The organism is Streptomyces venezuelae (assembly GCF_008642275.1).
GTDB classification, from domain to species: domain Bacteria; phylum Actinomycetota; class Actinomycetes; order Streptomycetales; family Streptomycetaceae; genus Streptomyces; species Streptomyces venezuelae_E.
The window spans coordinates 2,486,217-2,506,427 of the sequence record NZ_CP029189.1; the positions used below are offsets into that span (position 1 = coordinate 2,486,217).

Below are 20,211 nucleotides of genomic sequence, written 5' to 3' on the forward strand. Positions count from 1 at the left end.
CTCCCGCTGAGGGGCCGCGCCGATCGACGACCTCCGGAGTACCAAGCGTACGTCTCCGCCGCTGCTTCCCCGAGAGGTTTTACCGCCCGGCCCCGACGACGTGGCGGTCAGAGCGGGCCCGGAACGGTCCGGAAGGGAAGGCCTACGCCGGGTGCCGGAAGCCGATCGTCGGTACGGCCCTGCGCCGGGCCGCCGGAGCCCCGCTCGGCGGGATCAGGTCGTCCAGGAAGCCGTACCGGCCGCGCAGCTCCTGCGGGGCCGCCTGCCACCAGTGGGCCACCTCCGGCCAGCCCGGGGCCGAGAGGGAGCCGCCGAACTCCTGCACCGACAGGGCCGCCGTCAGCCCGGCGAAGGCCAGGCGGTCCGCGAGCGGCCAGCCCGCGAGGGTGCCGGTCACGAAACCCGCCACGTAGACGTCGCCCGCGCCCGTCGGATCCAGCTCGTCCACCGTGATCCCGGGGACGTGCGCGGTCTCCCCGGTGCGCCCGTCCACCGCGTACGAGCCCTCCGCGCCCATCGTCACCACGGCGATCGGCACCTTCTCGGCCAGGGCCCGGGCCGCGGCTCTGGGGCAGTCGGTCCGGGTGTAGCGCATCGCCTCGCCCGCGTTCGGCAGGAAGGCCTCGCAGTGCTCCAGGTCGGCCAGGGCGCGCAGGTCCCACCGGCCGCTCTCGTCCCATCCCACGTCGGCGAAGATCCGCGAGCCGCGCCGGGCGGCCTCGCCGATCCACTCCTCGCCGCGGCCGGGTCCCAGTGCGGCCACGGCCGCGCGGGCCCGGGGCGGGCACTGCGGGAAGGGCCCGGAGCCCGCCGGCGGGGGAGCCTCGTGGCCGTGCGAGACCATGGTGCGCTCGCCCTCGTAGGCCATCGAGACGGTGACGGGGCTGTGCCAGCCGGGAATGGTGTGCGACATGGACAGGTCGATGCCCTCGCCCTGTTCGAGGGCGTCCCAGCAGTACTCGCCGTAGTGGTCGTCCCCGAAGGCGGCGGCCAGTGAGGTCCGCAGACCGAGCCGGGCCAGGGCCGTGGCCATGTTGGCGACGCCGCCGGGGCTGGAGCCCATGCCGCGCGCCCAGGACTCCGTACCGCGCACGGGGGCCGAGTCGAGGCCGGTGAAGATGATGTCGAGGAAGACCGTTCCGGTCAGGAAGACGTCACAGCCGGGTTCCTGGGGGTCACGCAGCGGACCGAGCGGGTCCACCGCTGCTGCGCGGATCTCGTAGTCCCGGTCGGTCACGGCGATCTCCCCGTTGTTTCTCGAAGGCCCGTTTCTGGATGACGTTTTCCCGTGGAAAGCTGGCAGCCCTGCCCGTGTCGGCCGGGACCAAAACCCAGTGTGGCCCAGATCACCCCCGGAAGGCCCTCCGCTCGCGGACCGCCCGGCTCACGCGCGCCGGGCCCGCCCCGGGGCGCTGCCGGTGCGGCCGGGTCCGGGCAGGCCCGGACCCGGCCATCGTCAGCCCCGCTTGGGCAGCGGCACCCGTACCAGGTCCGCGGCGACCGTGAGCTCGCCCTCGAAGCCGGCCGCGCGGGCCTGGCGCTCGAACTCGGCCGGGTCGGTGTAGCGCTGCGAGAAGTGCGTCAGCACCAGGTGCCGTACGCCCGCGTCCCGCGCCACCCGTGCCGCCTGGCCTACGGTCAGGTGCCCGTGGTCGGTGGCCAGCCGTTCGTCCTCGTCGAGGAAGGTCGACTCGATCACCAGCATGTCGCAGCCCTCGGCCAGCGCGTCCACGCCGGGGCACAGCCGGGTGTCCATGACGAAGGCGAACCGCTGCCCGGGCCTGGGCTCGCTGACCTCGTCCAGGGTGACCGCCCCGAGCCGCCCCTCACGCTGGATCCGGCCCACGTCGGGCCCCTTGATCCCGTGCCGCGCGAGCAGCTCGGGCACCATGCGGCGCCCGTCGGGTTCGGTGATCCGGTAGCCGAAGGACTCGACCGGGTGCGAGAGCAGCCGGGCCTCCAGGACGTACGAGGACCCCTGGGCCAGCGTGCCGTCCCGCGCCACCGGCTCCTCGCGGAGCGGGACGGTCTCCCGGTAGGCCGTGGCGTAGCGCAGCCGGTCGAAGAACTTCTGCCCCGAGGCCGGGTAGTGCGCGGTGACCGGGTGCGGGACCTGGTCGAGGTTGATCCGCTGGATCACCCCGGCGAGGCCGAGGCTGTGGTCACCGTGGAAGTGGGTGATGCAGATCCGGTCGATGTCGTGCGCGGCCACCCCGGCGCGCAGCATCTGGCGCTGGGTGCCCTCGCCCGGGTCGAAGAGGATGCCCTCGCCGTCCCAGCGCAGGAGGTAGCCGTTGTGGTTGCGGTGGCGGGTGGGCACCTGGCTGGCGGTGCCCAGCACCACGAACTCTCGTACGGACACGTGCTATCCGGGGGGCCACTGGAGGCCGCGGCCGCCGAGGACGTGCGCGTGGGCGTGGAAGACGGTCTGGCCGGCTCCGGAGCCGGTGTTGAACACGGTCCGGTAGCCGTGTTCGACGATCTTCTCGTCGAGGGCGACCTGGCCGGCCTCGCGCAGTATGTCGGCGGCCACGCCCGGCTCGGCCGCGGCGAGGGAGGCCGCGTCGGGGTAGTGCACCTTGGGGATGACGAGCACGTGTGTGGGCGCCTGCGGGTTGATGTCCCGGAAGGCGACCGTGGTCTCGGTCTCCCGTACCACGGTCGCGGGGATCTGCCCCGCGACGATCTTGCAGAACAGGCAGTCGGCCTGCGGTTCCCCGGCCATTGCTTAGCCTCCCGTGACGTTGATCGGTCCGGGCATCGTATCCAGCCGGACGCCCGCCGCGGGCGGGCATTTCGGCCCGTCGGGCCGAAGTCCCCGGGCCGGACGGGCCGATCGGGCCGTCAGGACCAGCGGCCCGTGCGGGCCAGCAGGACGGCGACCGCCGCCGTACCCGCCGTGGAGGTGCGCAGCACCGAGCGGCCCAGGCGGCAGGGATGGGCGCCGGCCTCGGCGAAGACCGCCAGTTCCTCCGGCGAGACCCCGCCCTCCGGACCGACCACCAGCACCACGGAACCGGCCTTCGGGAGCTCGGCGGTGGCCAGCGCCCCGGACGGGGTGTCGCGGTCCTCGTGGAGCACGATCGCCAGGTCGGCGCCGGCCAGCAGCGCCGCGACCTGCTTGGTGGTCATGGCCTCGGCCACGTCGGGGAAACGCACCCGGCGGGACTGCTTGCCCGCCTCCCGGGCCGTGGCCCGCCACTTGGCCAGGGACTTGGCCCCGCGGTCACCGCGCCACTGGGTGATGCAGCGCGAGGCCTGCCAGGGCACGATCGCGTCCACACCGGTCTCGGTCATCGTCTCGACGGCCAGCTCGCCCCGGTCCCCCTTGGGCAGGGCCTGGACCACTGTGATCCGGACGTCCGGCTCCGGCTCCTCCGCAATGGAGTTCAGGTCCATGACGACCAGCCGGTCCTTGCCCTCGGCAGCCTTGACCACGCCCTCCGCCCAGTGGCCGCGCCCGTCCGTGAGGACCACGTCCTCGCCCGGGTTCAGGCGTTTCACCGACACCGCGTGCCGGCCCTCCGGGCCGTCCAGGACGAACTCCGGCCCCGCGGGGACCTCTTCCACCACGAAAACCGGGGCGGTCATGACGCACTCCTCATCTGCCTTGCCTTCAACGTGCTCTGTGCCTCGACCAGTTCGGCCGTCAGCACCTCCACCAGTTCCCCCGCCGGCAGCGGCCGCGCCAGCCGGTGCCCCTGGCCCGCCCACAGGGCCATGCCCTGTGGGTCCCCGGCCGCGGCGGCGGCCTTGCGCAGCCCCGAGGTCAGGTGGTGGACCTGCGGATAGGCGGCCGGGGCGTACGGTCCGTGCTCGCGCATGAAGCGGTTCACCAGCCCTCTGGCCGGCCGGCCGGAGAAGGCCCGGGTCAGCTCGGTGCGGACGAACAGCGGGTCCGTCAGCGCCTTCTTGTGGACCGGCTCCGCCCCCGATTCCGGGCAGGCCAGGAAGGCCGTCCCGAGCTGCGCCGACTCGGCGCCCGCGGCCAGCAGGGCCGTGATCTGCGAGCCGCGCATGACGCCGCCCGCCGCGATGATCGGGAGTGCCACGGCCTCCCGTACCTGGGCCACGAGCGCGAGGAGACCCACGGTCGCCGTACCGTCGATCTGCGGGTCGTCCCGGTGGGTGCCCTGGTGACCGCCGGCCTCGGCGCCCTGGACGCAGACCGCGTCCGCGCCCGCGTGCTGGGCGCTGCGGGCCTCCTCGACGGAGGTCACCGTGACGACGGTGTACGTACCGGCCTTGCGCAGGGCCGCGAGGGCCGCGAAGGCGGGACAGCCGAAGGTGAACGACACCACCGGGACCGGGTCTTCGAGGAGGATGGCGAGCTTGGCGTCGTAGCCGTCGTCGCTGGTGCCGATGATGTCCTCTTCGGCGAGCGAGATCTCGTACCAGCTCGCCTCGCCCGCCAGCTGCCCGCGGTAGGCCTCCACGGCGGCCGGATCGACGTAACCGGTCTGCGGCATCAGGAGGTTGACGCCGAAGCGGCGCCGGGTCAGCGCGCGTACCTGCTTGATCTCCTGGTACATCCCGTCGGCGGTCTTGTAGCCGCCGGCCAGGAAGCCCAGTCCGCCCGCCTCGCACACCGCGGCGGCGAGGGCGGGGCAGGAGGCGCCGCCCGCCATGGGAGCCTGCACGATCGGGTACGGGGAGAGACCGTTCGGTGCCGAGGACATGGACTGCATCGTGCCACGTCCCGGGCAGGGGGCCGAATCACGGCATTCGCCTGGCACGGTCCGCTTCCCGGCCTTTCTCCGGCCGTCACCAAAGTCATGCGACGAGCCCGGCCGGGGAATCCCCAGGCCGGGCTCGTGACGGCGGATCGCGGTCGGTCAGCGACCGTTGAACGCGTCCTTCAGACGGCTGAAGAGACCCTGCTGACCCGGCGCGAACTGACCCATCGGCCGCTCTTCGCCCCGCAGCTTCGCCAGCTGGCGGAGCAGCTCCTCCTGCTGGGCGTCCAGCTTGCCCGGGGTGGTGACCTCGACGTGCACGATGAGGTCACCGCGGCCGCCGCCGCGCAGGTGGGTGACGCCCCGCCCGTGCAGCGGGATCGCCTGTCCGGACCCGGTGCCGGGCCGGATGTCGATCTCCTCCAGCCCGTCGAGCGTCTCCAGCGGGCACTTGGTGCCCAGTGCGGCCGCCGTCATCGGGATGGTGACCGTGCAGTGCAGGTCGTCCCCGCGCCGCTGGAAGGTCGGGTGCGCCAGCTCGTGGATCTCCACGTACAGGTCGCCGGCGGGGCCGCCGCCGGGGCCGACCTCGCCCTCGCCCGCGAGCTGGATCCGGGTGCCGTTCTCGACGCCCGCGGGGATCTTGACCGTGAGGCTGCGGCGGGAGCGGACCCGGCCGTCGCCCGCGCACTCGTGGCACGGGGTCGGGACCACGGTGCCGAAGCCCTGGCACTGCGGGCAGGGGCGCGAGGTCATGACCTGGCCCAGGAAGGACCGGGTGACCTGCGAGACCTCTCCGCGGCCGCGGCACATGTCACAGGTCTGCGCCGAGGTGCCGGGGGCGGCGCCCTCGCCGGAGCAGGTGTTGCAGACGACGGCCGTGTCGACCTGGATGTCCTTGGTGGTCCCGAAGGCCGCCTCGTCCAGTTCCAGGTCCAGGCGGATCATCGCGTCCTGGCCGCGCCGGGTCCGCGAGCGCGGGCCGCGCTGCGAGGCCTGGCCGAAGAAGGCGTCCATGATGTCGGAGAAGTTGCCGAAGCCACCCGCTCCGAAGCCGCCCGCTCCGCCGCCACCGCCCGAGGAGGACAGCGGGTCGCCGCCGAGGTCGTAGACCTGCTTCTTCTGCGGGTCCGAGAGCACCTCGTAGGCCGCGTTGATCTCCTTGAAGCGCTCCTGCGTCTTCGGATCCGGATTCACATCCGGGTGGAGTTCACGCGCGAGGCGCCGGAAGGCCTTCTTGATCTCGTCCTGCGATGCGTCGCGGCGCACGCCGAGAACGGCGTAGTAGTCCGTGGCCACTTACGACTCCGCCAGGATCTGTCCGACGTAACGTGCCACTGCGCGTACCGCTCCCATCGTTCCGGGGTAGTCCATGCGGGTCGGTCCGACCACGCCGAGTTTGGCGACTGCTTCGCCGCCCGAACCGTAACCGACCGAGACGACCGACGTGGAGTTCAGTCCCTCGTAGGCGTTCTCATGCCCGATCCGTACGGCCATTCCCGACTCGTTGGCCTCGCCCAGCAGCTTGAGGAGCACGACCTGCTCCTCCAGCGCTTCGAGCACCGGCCTGATCGTCAGGGGAAAATCGTGTCCGAAGCGGGTGAGATTGGCGGTACCGCCGATCATCAGCCGCTCTTCGGCTTCCTCGACCAGGGTTTCGAGGAGTGTCGCGAGCACGGTGGAGACCGTGCCGCGGTCCTCGGCCTCGAAGGATTCGGGGAGGTCCTGGACGAGCGGGGGCACGTCGGTGAAGCGGCGCCCGACGACCCGGCTGTTGAGCCGGGCCCGCAGGTCCGCCAGCGACGTCTCCCCGAAGGGGCTCGGGCAGTCGACGAGCCGCTGCTCGACCCGCCCGGTGTCCGTGATCAGTACGAGCATCAGGCGCGCGGGAGCGAGCGAGAGCAGCTCCACGTGCCGGACGGTCGACCGGGTCAGGCTCGGGTACTGGACGACCGCGACCTGCCGGGTGAGCTGCGCGAGCAGCCGGACCGTGCGGCCGACCACGTCGTCGAGGTCGACGGCGCCGTCGAGGAAGTTCTGGATGGCCCGGCGCTCTGGCGACGACAGCGGTTTGACCCCCGCCAGCTTGTCGACGAAGAGCCGGTAGCCCTTGTCGGTGGGGATCCGGCCGGCGCTGGTGTGGGGCTGGGCGATGTAGCCCTCTTCCTCCAGCACGGCCATGTCGTTGCGCACGGTGGCGGGCGAGACGCCGAGCCGGTGCCGCTCCGTGAGCGCCTTGGAGCCGACCGGCTCCTCCGTCCCGACGTAGTCCTGGACGATGGCGCGCAGCACTTCGAGTCTGCGTTCGCTGAGCATCGCGCACACCTCCAGCTGTGATCCGTTGCCGTGTTCTGCCGTGTTCTGCCCTGTGGTCTGGCACTCTGATCGTCCGAGTGCCAGAGAGCCCCCGCTCAGTGTACGGCCGGGCGGTAAGCCCCTGGCAAGGGAGGCCCGCCAGGGTAGCGTCGCGGTATGGACGTGCGTTGGGAAGAGTCCGGCTGGGAACGGCTGACCGGACGGGTCGGCCGGCGGCGGCTGCCGGTGTGGGACTGCACCGTGGGACTGGTGGTGGGCAAGGATTCGGTCCTTCTGATCGACCCCGGTTCGTGTGTCCGCGAGGGCGCGCAGGTGCGGGCCGAGGCGGAGCGGCTGACGGGCCGGCGCGTGACCCATATCGCATTCACGCACGGTCATTTCGATCATGTCCTGGGCGGGGCCGCCTTCGCCGGGGCCGAGGTGTTCGGGGCGGTCGGGCTGGCCGCACTGCTGTCGACGGGCCGTGAGGAGCTGCGCGAGGACGCCGTACGGCACGGGCTCGCGGCGCAGGAGGCGGCACAGGCCGTGGACCTGCTCGTGCCGCCCCGGCACGAGGTGTCGGGCGAGTGGACGCTGGAACTGGGCGGCGTACAGGTGCTGCTGGCCAACGTGGGGCCCGGACACACCGGGCACGACCTCGCCGTCTTCGTGCCGGGCGAGCGCGAGGTGGTCTTCTGCGGGGACCTCGTCGAGGAGTCGGGGGAGCCCTCGGTGGGTCTGGACGCCGTGGTGGGGCAGTGGCCCGCGGCCCTGGACCGCCTGCTGTCGCTGGGCGGGGACGACGCACTGTACGTGCCGGGTCACGGAGCGGTGGTCGGGGCGGAGTTCGTCCGTGCCCAACGCGCCACACTGGCGGCCCGTTTCGGCGTGTCGGAGGCGTGACGCACGCGACTCTCCTACTGTCGGCCGGATGCGCGAGTACTCCCCCGACCTGACCCCGCAGTGGAAGCGACCCAAGGCCGTGCCGGAGGTGGCGGCGGAACCCGATCTGGTGGTCGAGGTGGCTGGTACGGACTTCTGCGGCGCGGTGGTGGCCTGCGAGGCGGGCACGGTGACCCTGGAGGACCGCTTCGGCAAGCGCCGGGTGTTCCCCATGGAGCCGCGCGCCTTCCTGCTGGACGGCGCCGTGGTCACCCTGGTCCGTCCGCCCCGGGGCCCGGCGGCGCCGGCCCGTACGGCTTCGGGGTCGATCGCCGTGCCCGGGGCGCGGGCGCGGGTGGCGCGGGCGGGCCGGATCTACGTGGAGGGCCGGCACGACGCGGAACTGGTGGAGCGGGTCTGGGGTGACGACCTGCGGATCGAGGGCGTGGTGGTGGAGTACCTGGAGGGCATCGACGACCTCCCGGCCGTCGTGGCCGACTTCGCACCGGCCGCCGACGCCCGCCTCGGCGTCCTGGTCGACCACCTCGTTCCGGGCTCGAAGGAGTCCCGTATCGCGGCGCAGGTGACCTCGCCGGACGTGCTGGTCGTGGGCCACCCGTACGTGGACGTCTGGCAGGCCGTGAAGCCGTCCGCCCTGGGCATCCCGGCCTGGCCGGTGGTCCCCCGCGGCCAGGACTGGAAGACGGGCGTCTGCCGGGCCCTGGGCTGGCCGGAGAACACGGGCGCCGCCTGGCAGCACGTCCTGTCCCGGGTGACGTCCTACAAGGACCTGGAGCCGACCCTGCTGGGCCGGGTCGAGGAGCTGATCGACTTCGTCACGGTCGGTGGTACCGCTTGAACTTCGGGAGGGTGCCGAACTCGCCGGTGTCCAGTTTGATGCCCAGGACGTCCAGAGGGACGGGCTCGCCGAACTTCACCCTTCGTTCGACCGTGTAGTCGGCGTCCTCGCCTGCCCTGGCAGGTTCGGTCAGGAGCAGGCACTCGGCCTCGAACGGATCGATGATCAGATACGCGGGGACCCGTCCGGCCGCGTACATCGAGCGCTTGATCCCGTAGTCGGCGTTCGCGCTGTTCTTGGAGACGACCTCGACCAGCAAGGTGACGGCCGGGGCGGGCACCAGCCTGCCCGGACCGTCGAAAGCACCGTGCTCGACGACCACGAGGTCCGGCTGCGGCTCGGAGGACTCCCCGGGGATCGCGATGTCCTGCGTCTGCACCGGATACCACCCGGCGAGCGGAATCTGCTTCTGCACATGCAGGACGATCAGGTTGTGGACCCAATCGGGCCCGGCCATCATCACGATGTCCCCCCTGAGGAGCTCCGCCTTGAAGCCTTCGGGGACCTCCAGGTCCTCGAAAGCTCGGACGGCATCCGTGATCAGCCGGTCATCCACAGCGGTCATCTCCGTGGTCCTCCGCATCCTGCCGCCCGTCGCTTACGGTGGCAGCGTACGAACAGGATAGACAGGCACGTCCTGGTCGCGCCCGGACTCACTCCACCGGGTGGCTCAGTCCACCAGGTCCCGGACCACTGCGTCGGCCAGCAGCCGCCCCCGCAGGGTCAGCACGGCCCTCCCCGCCTCGTAGGGCGCGGCGTCCAGCAGTCCGTCCGCCAGCGCCTTGCGGGAGGCGGCCAGCCCGGCCGGGGCGAGCAGCGACAGCGGGACCCCGTCCACGAGGCGCAGCTCCAGCAGGATCCGCTCCACCCGCCGGTCCTCGTCGGAGAGGAGCTCGCGTCCCGCGCCCGGGGAGCGGCCCTCCGCCAGCGCCGCGGCGTAGGCACCCGGGTGCTTCACGTTCCACCACCGCACCCCGCCCACGTGCGAGTGCGCGCCGGGACCTGCGCCCCACCAGTCGGCGCCGCGCCAGTACAGCTCGTTGTGCAGGCAGCGGCCGGCCTCCGAGGTCGCCCAGTTCGACACCTCGTACCAGGAGTACCCGGCCTCGGCCATGACCGAGTCAGCGATCAGGTACCGGTCGGCGTGGACGTCGTCGTCGGTCATCGGGACCTCGCCGCGGCGGATCCGCCGCGCGAGCTGGGTGCCCTCCTCGACGATCAGCGCGTAGGCGCTGACGTGGTCCGGGCCTGCGCCGATGGCCGCCGCCAGGGAGGCCCGCCAGTCCTCGTCCGACTCACCGGGCGTGCCGTAGATCAGGTCGAGGTTGACGTGCTCGAAGCCCGCCGCCCGCGCCTCCGCGACACACGCCTCGGGGCGTCCCGGGGTGTGGGTGCGGTCGAGCACCTTCAGGACGTGCTGTTTGGCGCTCTGCATGCCGAAGGAGATCCGGTTGAAGCCCCCGGCGCGCAGCTCGGCCAGGTATGCCGGGTCGACGGACTCCGGGTTGGCCTCCGTGGTGATCTCGGCGTCCTCGGCCAGGCCGAACTCGTCCCGGATCGCCGCGAGCATCCGTACGAGGTCGGCGGCGGGCAGCAGCGTGGGCGTGCCGCCGCCGACGAAGACGGTCCGGACCTGCCGCGGGTCGTCGCCGAGCACCTTCCGCGCCAGCCTGACCTCGTCGATCAGGGTGTCGGCGTAGTTCTCCCGGGAGGCGAGCACGCCGCCGGTGCCCCGCAGCTCGGTGGCCGTGTAGGTGTTGAAGTCGCAGTACCCGCAGCGGGTGGCGCAGTAGGGGACGTGCAGGTAGAAGCCGAGCGGCCGCTCCCCCGCGCCCTCCAGGGCGTGGGACGGCAGGGAGCCGTCTTCGGGCATGGGTTCACCGTCGGGGAGTGCGGAAGGCATACCCCCATCATCCCGCACCTCGCCCATGGTCAGCCCCGCCCGGCTCCACCCCAGCCCCACCGGCGTTCGAGGTGCGGGGTCCGGGGCGGCGCCCCGGACCCCGCAGGGAGGCAGCGGACCGGCAGCCCCCTCCCCCGCCTCGCCCCGCCCCGCCCCGCCAGGGAAGCGGTAGGCGCTACGCCTCGCGGGACCCCTCGTACATCTCCTCGATCAGGTGCTTGAACTCACGCTCGACGACCGGCCGCTTCAGCTTCAGGCTGGGCGTGAGGTCGCCGTGCTCGACGTCGAGGTCGCGCGGCAGGATCCGGAACTTCTTGACCGTCTGCCAGCGCTGCAGGCCCTCGTTCAGGGTCTGTACGTACGTCTCGATCAGGCGGTTGGTCTCCGGCGCCGCCAGGACCTGCTGGTACGTCTTGCCCTCCAGCCCGTTCTCGGCCGCCCAGGTCAGGATGGACGGCTCGTCGAGGGCGATGAGCGCCGAGCAGAAGTTACGGTCGGCGCCGTGCACGACGATCGTCGACACGTACGGGCAGATCGCCTTGAACTGGCCCTCGATCTCCGCCGGGGCGACGTACTTGCCGCCCGAGGTCTTGATCAGGTCCTTCTTGCGGTCGGTGATGCGCAGGTAGCCGTCGGCCGACAGCTCGCCGATGTCGCCCGTGTGCAGCCAGCCGTCGGACTCCAGGACCTCGGCGGTCTTGTCCGGCTGCCGGTGGTAGCCCTGCATGATGCCGGGGCCGCGCAGCAGGACCTCGCCGTCGTCGGCGATGCGGACCTCGGTGCCGGGGAGCGGCTTGCCGACCGTGCCGGTGCGGTAGGCCTCGCCCGGGTTGACGAAGGAGGCCGCGCTGGACTCGGTCAGGCCGTAGCCCTCCAGGATGTGCACACCCGCGCCGGAGAAGAAGAAGCCGATCTCGGGGGCCAGGGCGGAGGCACCGGAGACGGCGGCGCGCAGCTTCCCGCCGAAGGCCTCACGGAGCTTGGAGTAGACGAGCGCGTCGGCGATCTTGTGCTTGGTGGTGAGGCCGAAGGGGGCGGTCGCCTGGCCGGTGCGGCGGAAGTTGTCCTGCGTGACCTTCGCGTACTCGCGGGCGACGCCGACCGACCACTGGAAGATCTTGTACTTGGCTCCGCCCGCGGCGCGGGCCTTGGCGGCCACGCCGTTGTAGACCTTCTCGAAGATGCGCGGGACGGCGGCCATGTACGTCGGCTGCACGACCGGCAGGTTCTCGATGATCTTGTCGATCCGGCCGTCGACGGCGGTCACGTGCCCGGCCTCGATCTGGCCGGAGGTCAGCACCTTGCCGAAGACGTGGGCCAGCGGCAGCCACAGGTACTGGACGTCCTCCTTGCCGATCAGCCCGGTCGCGACCATGGCCTTGGCCATGTACGACCAGTTGTCGTGCGGCAGCCGGACGCCCTTGGGGCGGCCGGTGGTGCCGGAGGTGTAGATGAGGGTGGCGAGCTGGTCGGAGGTGATGGCCGCGACCCGCTCCTTGACCGCCTCGGGGTGCTTGGCGAGGTACTCCCTGCCCCGCGACTCCAGCTCGTCGAGGGAGAGCACCCAGCCCTCGGGGTCGCCCTCGACGGCGACGGCGTCGGCGGCGTCGAGGACCACCACGTGGGCGAGCTTGGGCAGCTCGGCACGGCGCTCGCGCGCCTTCGCCAGCTGCTGTGCGTCCTCGGCGATGAGCACCCGGCTCTCGGAGTCCGAGAGGATGAACGCCGACTCGTCCGCGTTGGTGCTGGGGTAGATCGTGGTGACCGCGCCGCCCGCGCACATCACGCCGAGGTCGGAGAGGATCCATTCGACCCGGGTGTTGGAGGCGAGCGCGACGCGCTCCTCCGTTTCCAGACCGAGGGAGACCAGCCCGGCGGCGATGGCGAACACCCGCTCGGCCGCCTGGCCCCAGCTGAGTGATTTCCAGTCGTCGGCGCCGCCCTGTGCGCCGGCCGCCGGCACCGGGTACCGGTAGGCCTCGTCGTCTGGCGTCGCTGCGACGCGCTCAAGGAAGAGCACCGCCACGGTGGGCGGGCGGTTCTCGAGATAGGTCTGTGTGTCGCTCACGACATCCTCCGGACCGATCCACGCGGTAGTGCGTGGGCGTGGGGCGCTGGGGAGCGCTGGGGACTGGCGGGTATGCAGCCTTTGACTTTTTAAACTGGCGAGTAACCGTCGAGCAGTGATCAGACTAGAGCGCGACCGGCGTACGCGTAAGAGCCCGCGAGCGGCCGCTTCATAACGAAACAGGCCCCCGCACCGGAGTGCGGGGGCCCGTGCGTGCCGGGTGACGGCGGGACTGCTACTTCTTCTTGCCGCCGGAGTCGTCACTGGAGAGGACGGCGATGAAGGCCTCCTGCGGGACCTCGACCGAGCCGACCATCTTCATGCGCTTCTTGCCTTCCTTCTGCTTCTCCAGCAGCTTCCGCTTACGGGAGATGTCACCGCCGTAGCACTTGGCGAGGACGTCCTTGCGGATGGCGCGGATGGTCTCGCGGGCGATGACGCGGGAGCCGATCGCGGCCTGGATGGGCACCTCGAACGCCTGCCGCGGGATGAGCTCGCGCAGCTTGGCGACGAGGCGCACGCCGTAGGCGTAGGCGGCGTCCTTGTGCGTGACGGCGGAGAAGGCGTCGACCTTGTCGCCGTGCAGCAGGATGTCGACCTTGACCAGGCTGCCGGACTGCTCGCCCGTGGGTTCGTAGTCCAGGGAGGCGTAGCCGCGCGTCTTGGACTTCAGCTGGTCGAAGAAGTCGAAGACGATCTCCGCGAGCGGGAGGGTGTAGCGGATCTCGACCCGGTCCTCGGAGAGGTAGTCCATGCCGAGGAGGGTGCCGCGGCGCTGCTGGCACAGCTCCATGATCGCGCCGATGAACTCGGTGGGAGCGAGCACGGTGGCCTTGACCACCGGCTCGAACACGTCCGCGATCTTGCCCTCGGGGAACTCGCTCGGGTTGGTGACGGTGACTTCCTTGCCGTCCTCCAGGACCACCCGGTAGACCACGTTGGGCGCGGTGGCGATGAGGTCGAGGCCGAACTCGCGCTCCAGGCGCTCGCGGACCACGTCCAGGTGGAGCAGGCCGAGGAAGCCGACGCGGAAGCCGAAGCCGAGCGCCGCCGAGGTCTCCGGCTCGTAGACCAGCGCGGCGTCGTTGAGCTGCAGCTTGTCCAGGGCCTCGCGCAGGTCCGGGTAGTCCGAGCCGTCGAGCGGGTAGAGGCCGGAGAAGACCATCGGGCGCGGGTCCTTGTAGCCGCCGAGGGCCTCGGTCGCGCCGTTGTTCAGGCTGGTGATGGTGTCACCGACCTTGGACTGACGGACGTCCTTCACGCCGGTGATGATGTAGCCCACCTCGCCGACGCCGATGCCGTCGGAGGGGGTCATCTCCGGGGAGGAGACACCGATCTCCAGCAGCTCGTGGGTGGCGCCGGTGGACATCATCCGGATGCGCTCGCGCTTGTTCAGCTGCCCGTCGACCACACGGACGTACGTGACGACGCCACGGTACGAGTCGTAGACGGAGTCGAAGATCATGGCGCGGGCCGGGGCGTCCTTGACGCCGACCGGGGCCGGGACCGTGGCGACGACCTTGTCGAGCAGCGCCTCGACGCCGAGACCGGTCTTCGCCGAGACGCGCAGCACGTCCTCGGGCTGGCAGCCGATCAGGTTCGCGAGCTCCTCGGCGAACTTCTCCGGCTGGGCGGCCGGCAGGTCGATCTTGTTCAGGACGGGGACGATCGCGAGGTCGTTCTCCATCGCCAGGTACAGGTTGGCGAGGGTCTGCGCCTCGATGCCCTGGGCGGCGTCCACCAGGAGGACGGTGCCCTCGCACGCGGCGAGGGAGCGCGAGACCTCGTAGGTGAAGTCGACGTGCCCGGGGGTGTCGATCATGTTGAGGATGTGGGTGCTGCCCTGACCCTCGCCCGTGGTGGGCGCCCAGGGCAGCCGGACCGCCTGGGACTTGATCGTGATGCCGCGCTCACGCTCGATGTCCATGCGGTCGAGGTACTGGGCGCGCATCTGCCGCTGGTCGACCACACCGGTGATCTGGAGCATCCGGTCGGCAAGGGTCGACTTGCCGTGGTCGATGTGCGCGATGATGCAGAAGTTGCGGATCAGCGCCGAGTCGGTACGGCTCGGCTCGGGCACGTGGCTGGGGATCGCGGGCACGCAGTGTCCTGATTCTCGGTCGCAGTCGGAAGCGTTTGCGGAGCGTCGGTCGGAGCGAAAGTCCGGCTCCCGTCGCTGTCGGCGGCGCGATGTCGGATCTATACGCAGACTCCCATGGTCCCATGGACGGGGCAGTGCGCTCGGTTTGGGCCGCCCCTAGCGTGCCTGGTAGCCTGGGCAGCTGTGTCTCGTATGCCCTCTCAGCTGTCGGGACACAATCCGAAGATCAAACTCTGAACCTGAAAAGGCTCTTTCGTGGCGAACATCAAGTCCCAGATCAAGCGGAACAAGACGAACGAGAAGGCGCGCCTGCGCAACAAGGCCGTCAAGTCCTCGCTCAAGACCGCGATCCGCAAGGCCCGCGAGGCCGTCCTCGCCGGTGACGTCGAGAAGGCCACCGTGGCTTCCCGCGCTGCCGCGCGTGCGCTCGACAAGGCTGTCTCGAAGGGTGTCATCCACAAGAACGCCGCCGCCAACAAGAAGTCGGCGCTGGCCACCAAGGTTGCCTCCCTGCAGGGCTGAGCTCCCTGATGTGATCGCCGGAAGGGACCCAGTGGGCCCTCTCTCCCGCTCCTGACCGGCACCCCGCTCCGCACACGAAGCGTTCGCCACGCGGGTGCGGTGCAACCAGAAGTAACCGAAGGCCCCGGCCTCCGCCCTTCCCCAGGACGGTGGCCGGGGCCTTCGTGCTGCCCGGCGGGGCCCCGGCGCACGGTCTCCCCGCCGTGGACGTCCTGGGGCGGTACGCGGTGCGGCGGGCGAGGACGGCCGGCGGCCGCGCGGTGCACCGCTGCCGAGGGGTGTCTGCCAGGGGTCGTCGCCGCCCCCTGTACGACGTCACTGCCTGCGCTGGGGGCGGGCCGCACGGGCCACCGCGACGACGGCCTTCTCCAGGGCGTACTCGGGATCGTCGCCGCCGCCCTTGACCCCGGCGTCGGCGTCGGCCACGGCGCGCAGGGCGTCCGAGACCGCGTCCGCCGACCAGCCGCGCATCTGCTGGCGGACCCGGTCGATCTTCCACGGGGGCATGCCCAGGTCCCGGGCCAGGTCGCCGGGGCGGGCTCCGCGCGGGGCGGAGGCGAGCTTGCCGATCGCGCGGACCGCCTGGGCCAGGGCACTGGTGATCAGGACCGGTGCCACCCCGGTGGACAGGGACCAGCGCAGGGCCTCCAGGGCCTCCGCCGCACGCCCCTCCACGGCCCGGTCGGCGACCGTGAAGCTGGACGCCTCGGCCCGGCCGGTGTAGTAGCGGGCGACGACGGCCTCGTCGATGGTGCCCTCGACGTCTGCGCACAGCTGCGCGGCGGCGCTCGCCAGCTCCCGCAGGTCACTGCCGATCGCGTCCACCAGGTGCTGGCAGGCCTCCGGGGTCGCCGACCGGCCGAGCGTGCGGAACTCGCCCCGCACGAAGGACAGCCGGTCCGCGGCCTTCGTCATCTTCGGGCAGGCGATCTCCCGTGCCCCCGCCTTGCGCGCGGCGTCCAGCAGGCCCTTGCCCTTGACCCCGCCCGCGTGAAGGAGGACCAGGATGATCTCCTCGTAGGGCGCGGCGAGGTAGGCCTTGACCTCCTTGACCGAATCGGCGGACAGGTCCTGTGCGTTGCGCACGACCAGTACCTTCCGCTCGGAGAAGAGCGAGGGGCTCGTCAGCTCGGCGAGCGTGCCGGGCTGCAGCTGCTCGGAGGCGAGGTCGCGGACGTCCGTGTCGGCGTCGGCGGCGCGGGCGGCCGCCACCACCTCGCGCACGGCACGGTCGAGCAGCAGCTCCTCCTGTCCCACCGCGAGGGTGAGCGGGGCAAGCGGATCGTCGGTGGAGTTCTTCCTGGTGGCCATCGGCTCCAGCATCCCACGCCGCACTGACAGCCTCCCGCCCCGCGTGCCCGAGAATGGTCGCGTGATTGTGCGACATGTACTCGTCCTGCCCGACCGTGACGCCGCCGAGGAGGTGGCCCAGGAGGCCGTCGACCGCTTCGGCCTCACGGAGGAGCCGCAGTTGGTCCGCGACGCGCTGGCCGGTGAGGACGACGCCGAGGACGCCCAGTGGCTGGTGATCGTCGAGGATCCGCAGGAACGGCTCGACAGCAGATCGCTGGACGACCTCGCCGCCGAGTACGAGGGCTGGCTGGAAGCCCCGTAAGGGGGCTCGCGCCCGCAGCGCCTCAGGCCTTGCGCACGGCCTGGACGTCCAGCGTCACTTCCACGCTCGAACCGATGGCCGCGATCCCGTGGGCCAGCATCGACTGCCAGTTGAGGGTGAAGTCCTCGCGGTGCAGCTCGGTGGTGGCCCGGCAGGCCGCCCGGAGCTCGCCCTCCATGCCCGTGCCCAGGCCGAGGTACTCGGTGTCCAGGGTCACGGACCGGCTCACACCGTGGAGGGTGAGCGCACCGGCCACGGTCCAGCGGCCGCCGCTGCGGTGGATGAACCGCTCGCTGTAGAACTCGACGGTGGGGTGGCGGACCGCGTCCAGGAAGTCCGCCGACCGCAGGTGGTCGTCGCGCAGCCGCACCCCGGTGTCGATGCTCGCCGCGTCGATGATCACGTGCATGGAGGAGTCCTCCATGCGCTCGGCTATCCGCACCGCCCCGGCGAACGTGGAGAACCGGCCGCGGATCCGGGCCAGGCCGATGTGGCGGGCCGTGAAGCCGATGGTCGAATGCGTCGGGTCGAGCTCCCAGTGGCCGGGCTGCGGCAGCAGCGGTGGCTCCACCGCGTCCAGGACGATCTCCGCGGTACCGGGCTGCCCCAGGTCCCCCACGATCGTCACCCCGTGGAAGGGCGCGTAGCCCTCGGCGGACACGGAGAGCCGGTACTCCCCCTCCGGCACGGCCGCGGTGAAGCCGCCGTACGGGTCGGTCTCGCCGCTGACGATCCGACGGCCGATCGGATCGGTCACCTCGAACACCGCCTGCCGGAGCGGGCGGTGGACCGTGTCGAGGACCCGGCAGCTGAGCAGACGCGCCGTGGGCGGCAGCGTCAGTGTCGCTGATGTGGACGGGCCGGAACTTCCGGCCGTCCCGGCCGTCTCCATCCCCCGTCTGCGACCGAACATGACTGATGCACCCCCGTGCTGTGTGGACTTGGACCGGTCTGGCGAAGACGCATTCGATCATGCTGTCGGGTTGTGGGCAAACAGAGTGGTCGCGCCCGGTATGACCGCGTCGATTCCGCCGCCGGTTGGCCGGAAATGACCGTAGCCGCATTCCGCTCCCGGTGACGGCGATCGAACCGTCGGTGTCGGTGCGCATCACGGTCGCCCCCAACTCCCGCAGCCGGGCGAGCGCACTCGGCGCGGGGTGTCCGTAACGGTTTCCCGCACCCACGGGAACGAGCGCGAGCCGTGGCCGGATCCGGGCGTAGAGCTCCGGGTCCTGGTGCGCCGAGCCGTGATGGGCGACCTTGAGGACGTCCACCGGACCGAGGTCCGGATGAGCCCTCAAGAGGGCCTGCTGCGCGGGGGGTTCGAGATCACCGAGCAGAAGCAGGGTGATACCCGCGCCCCGCACCAGCAGGACGACGCTCGCGTCGTTGGGCCCCTCGGGCCGCGGACCGGCCGGCGGCCAGAGCACCCGCCACTCGAACGCCCCCGCCCGGCGCCGCTCCCCCTGCACCACCTTCACGACCGGCACCCCGGCGGCCGCCGCGGTCCGCCGGACGAACTCGGCCTGCCCCGGCGGATCTTCGAGCGCGGTGGCCTGGATCACACCCACGGAACGGCCCCGCAGTACCCCCGGCAGGCCTCCCACATGGTCGGCGTGAAAATGCGTCAGCAGGAGCAGCGGCACCCGGTGCACGCCCAGGGCGCGCAGACAGTCGTCCACCGGCCCGGGCTCCGGGCCGGCGTCCACCACCAGGGCCTCTCCCGGACCGAGGGAGAGCACGGCGGCGTCCCCCTGCCCCACAGCGCACTGCACGTAGCTCCAGTCGGGCGGCGGCCAGCCGGAGAGCGTACGGGTGAGCTGGGGCGGCCGCAGCACGGCCAGGAGCAGCAGCACCGCCAGGACCGAGCAGAGCCGGCCGCGACCGCGGAACCGGGCACCGACGACCGCGACGACGGCCAGGGTGGCGGCGGCCAGCAGAACGCCGCCGGTGAGCCCGCCCGGCCACGGCAGCTCCGCCCCCGGGAACCGGGCCCCGGCCCGTGCCACACCCGCGATCCACCCCGCCGGCACCCCGGCGCACCGGGCGAGCAGCTCCGCGGCGGGCATCCACACCGGAGCCACCGCGAGCGAGGCGAAGCCGAGCACCGTCGCGGGACCGGCCGCCAGCTCGGCCAGCAGGTTGCACGGCACCGCGACCAGGCTGACCCGGGCCGCGAGCACGGCCACCACGGGCGCGCACACCGCCTGCGCGGCCGCTGCCGCCCCCAGCGCCTCGGCGAGCCGCGGCCCGGCCCCACGGCGCCGCAGGGCGTCGCTCCACCGGGGAGCGAGGGTGAGCAGCGCTCCGGTGGCCAGTACGGAGAGCAGGAAGCCGTGGCTGCGGGCCAGCCACGGGTCGTAGAGGACCAGCAGCAGCACGGCGGCGGCCAGGGCCGGGATCAACGACCTGCGCCGACCGGTGGCGATGGCCAGCAGGGTGACCGCCCCGCAGGCGGCGGCCCGCAGCACGCTCGGCTCCGGCCGGCACACCACCACGAAGGCCAGCGTCAGCGCCGCCCCGCACAGGGCGGTCACCCGCAGCGACAGCCCGAGCCGGGGTGCCAGCCCCCTCCGTTCGCTCCGCTGCGCGCGGGCCGGGGGCCCGATGAGCAGGAACAGCACCACGGTCAGGTTGGACCCGGAGACGGCCAGCAGGTGCAGCAGGTCGGTGGCCCGGAAGGCCTCCTCCAGATCGGGCGGCACCCTCGACGTGTCCCCGACGACCAGCCCCGGCAGCAGGGCCCTGGCATCCGGTGCGAGCCCCTCGGTGGCCTCGCGCAGCCCGGCGCGCAGCCGCCCGGCGAGCCGCTGGACCGGGTCCGGGCCGCCGGTCACCCCGGGCGGGGTGTCACCGGCCGGCCGGAGCAGCGCCACGGCCCGTTCCCCGGCACGCGCCGGGGCCAGCCGGGCGACCACCTCCACCCGGGTGGAGGGCTGCAGCCGGGCCCAGCCCGGATGCCCGGCCAGCACCCGCACCGGGGTCCCGACGCGGGTGCTCACCCCGTCGGGCCCGGTCACCCGGGTCACCACCGCGTCCAGCACCACCACCGGCGGTCCGCTCGTGCTCCGGGCGGCCTTCGGGTCGGAGCCGACGGTGAGCTCCGTCAGGACGCGGGCGTGCTCCCCCGCCAGCCCGGCCACCGGCCCGGCCCGCGCCTCGGCCCGCTGGAGCCCCGCCACCCCGGCTCCGGCCGACGCGCACAGCAGGGCCGCCGCCGCGGCCGGGGCGAGCCGCCACAAGGGCCCGGGACGCCGGCACGCGGCCAGCATCAGCAGGCCCGCGCAGAC

General features: G+C 72.2%; 17 protein-coding genes and 1 pseudogene. 4 read left to right on the forward strand and 14 right to left on the reverse strand.

Going from position 1 to position 20,211, the window contains the following annotated elements:
- Positions 1-142: 142 nt before the first annotated feature.
- The 7 genes from DEJ51_RS10670 to hrcA form a co-directional block, all read right to left on the reverse strand.
- The gene (locus DEJ51_RS10670; RefSeq protein WP_223835754.1) at positions 143-1,237 is read right to left on the reverse strand and encodes a carbohydrate kinase family protein; all 1,095 of its coding nucleotides are present in this window, start codon (positions 1,235-1,237) and stop codon (positions 143-145) included.
- 219 nt (positions 1,238-1,456) lie between these two features.
- On the reverse strand, positions 1,457-2,362 hold the full coding sequence (locus tag DEJ51_RS10675) for a ribonuclease Z (protein WP_150257385.1): 906 nt from the start codon (positions 2,360-2,362) through the stop codon (positions 1,457-1,459).
- Between the two features lie 3 nt (positions 2,363-2,365).
- Positions 2,366-2,725 (reverse strand): histidine triad nucleotide-binding protein, encoded by a 360-nt coding sequence (locus DEJ51_RS10680; protein ID WP_150257386.1) that lies wholly within the window; start codon positions 2,723-2,725, stop codon positions 2,366-2,368.
- Positions 2,726-2,844: 119 nt separating this feature from the next.
- The gene (locus DEJ51_RS10685; RefSeq protein WP_150257387.1) at positions 2,845-3,591 is read right to left on the reverse strand and encodes a 16S rRNA (uracil(1498)-N(3))-methyltransferase; all 747 of its coding nucleotides are present in this window, start codon (positions 3,589-3,591) and stop codon (positions 2,845-2,847) included.
- A complete protein-coding gene (locus DEJ51_RS10690; RefSeq protein ID WP_150257388.1) occupies positions 3,588-4,679 on the reverse strand; it encodes a nitronate monooxygenase in 1,092 nt (363 codons plus the stop codon). Before DEJ51_RS10690 ends, DEJ51_RS10685 begins: the two co-directional genes overlap by 4 nt.
- Before the next feature lie 156 nt (positions 4,680-4,835).
- A complete protein-coding gene (dnaJ, locus tag DEJ51_RS10695; RefSeq protein WP_150257389.1) occupies positions 4,836-5,975 on the reverse strand; it encodes a molecular chaperone DnaJ in 1,140 nt (379 codons plus the stop codon).
- The gene (hrcA, locus tag DEJ51_RS10700) at positions 5,976-6,992 is read right to left on the reverse strand and encodes a heat-inducible transcriptional repressor HrcA (RefSeq protein ID WP_053703005.1); all 1,017 of its coding nucleotides are present in this window, start codon (positions 6,990-6,992) and stop codon (positions 5,976-5,978) included.
- Positions 6,993-7,148: 156 nt separating this feature from the next.
- Here hrcA and DEJ51_RS10705 point away from each other — a divergent pair, with 156 nt between their 5' ends.
- Both DEJ51_RS10705 and DEJ51_RS10710 read left to right on the forward strand, forming a co-directional pair.
- Positions 7,149-7,874, forward strand: a complete 726-nt coding sequence (locus tag DEJ51_RS10705) for an MBL fold metallo-hydrolase (protein WP_150257390.1) — start codon at positions 7,149-7,151, stop codon at positions 7,872-7,874.
- Between the two features lie 28 nt (positions 7,875-7,902).
- A complete protein-coding gene (locus tag DEJ51_RS10710; RefSeq protein ID WP_150257391.1) occupies positions 7,903-8,712 on the forward strand; it encodes a DUF3097 domain-containing protein in 810 nt (269 codons plus the stop codon).
- On the opposite strand, the gene DEJ51_RS10715 is transcribed toward DEJ51_RS10710, so the two are convergent.
- The 4 genes from DEJ51_RS10715 to lepA form a co-directional block, all read right to left on the reverse strand.
- Positions 8,690-9,277 carry a Uma2 family endonuclease gene (locus DEJ51_RS10715; protein WP_150257392.1) on the reverse strand — a complete coding sequence of 196 codons (588 nt, stop codon included), beginning with the start codon at positions 9,275-9,277 and terminating at the stop codon, positions 8,690-8,692. The genes DEJ51_RS10710 and DEJ51_RS10715 overlap by 23 nt on opposite strands.
- A gap of 105 nt (positions 9,278-9,382) precedes the next feature.
- Positions 9,383-10,615 (reverse strand): radical SAM family heme chaperone HemW, encoded by a 1,233-nt coding sequence (gene hemW, locus DEJ51_RS10720; RefSeq protein WP_190620308.1) that lies wholly within the window; start codon positions 10,613-10,615, stop codon positions 9,383-9,385.
- A gap of 175 nt (positions 10,616-10,790) precedes the next feature.
- Positions 10,791-12,683 (reverse strand): AMP-dependent synthetase/ligase, encoded by a 1,893-nt coding sequence (locus DEJ51_RS10725; RefSeq protein WP_150257394.1) that lies wholly within the window; start codon positions 12,681-12,683, stop codon positions 10,791-10,793.
- A gap of 235 nt (positions 12,684-12,918) precedes the next feature.
- Positions 12,919-14,784 carry a translation elongation factor 4 gene (lepA, locus tag DEJ51_RS10730; RefSeq protein WP_150257395.1) on the reverse strand — a complete coding sequence of 622 codons (1,866 nt, stop codon included), beginning with the start codon at positions 14,782-14,784 and terminating at the stop codon, positions 12,919-12,921.
- Positions 14,785-15,039: 255 nt separating this feature from the next.
- On the opposite strand from lepA, the gene rpsT reads away from it, so the two are divergent.
- Positions 15,040-15,306 carry a 30S ribosomal protein S20 gene (gene rpsT, locus DEJ51_RS10735; protein ID WP_030010251.1) on the forward strand — a complete coding sequence of 89 codons (267 nt, stop codon included), beginning with the start codon at positions 15,040-15,042 and terminating at the stop codon, positions 15,304-15,306.
- Positions 15,307-15,621: 315 nt separating this feature from the next.
- Here rpsT and holA read toward each other — a convergent pair whose 3' ends face one another.
- The gene (holA, locus tag DEJ51_RS10740; RefSeq protein WP_223836158.1) at positions 15,622-16,617 is read right to left on the reverse strand and encodes a DNA polymerase III subunit delta; all 996 of its coding nucleotides are present in this window, start codon (positions 16,615-16,617) and stop codon (positions 15,622-15,624) included.
- A 61-nt stretch (positions 16,618-16,678) separates the two neighbouring features.
- Here holA and DEJ51_RS10745 point away from each other — a divergent pair, with 61 nt between their 5' ends.
- Positions 16,679-16,921, forward strand: a complete 243-nt coding sequence (locus DEJ51_RS10745; RefSeq protein ID WP_150257396.1) for a hypothetical protein — start codon at positions 16,679-16,681, stop codon at positions 16,919-16,921.
- A gap of 22 nt (positions 16,922-16,943) precedes the next feature.
- On the opposite strand, the gene DEJ51_RS10750 is transcribed toward DEJ51_RS10745, so the two are convergent.
- Entirely contained in the window at positions 16,944-17,834 is an 891-nt protein-coding gene (locus tag DEJ51_RS10750; RefSeq protein WP_150257397.1) for a YceI family protein, read from the reverse strand.
- A gap of 388 nt (positions 17,835-18,222) precedes the next feature.
- A pseudogene (locus tag DEJ51_RS10755) lies at positions 18,223-20,193 on the reverse strand (ComEC/Rec2 family competence protein); the annotation flags it as partial.
- Between the last annotated feature and the right edge of the window lie 18 nt (positions 20,194-20,211).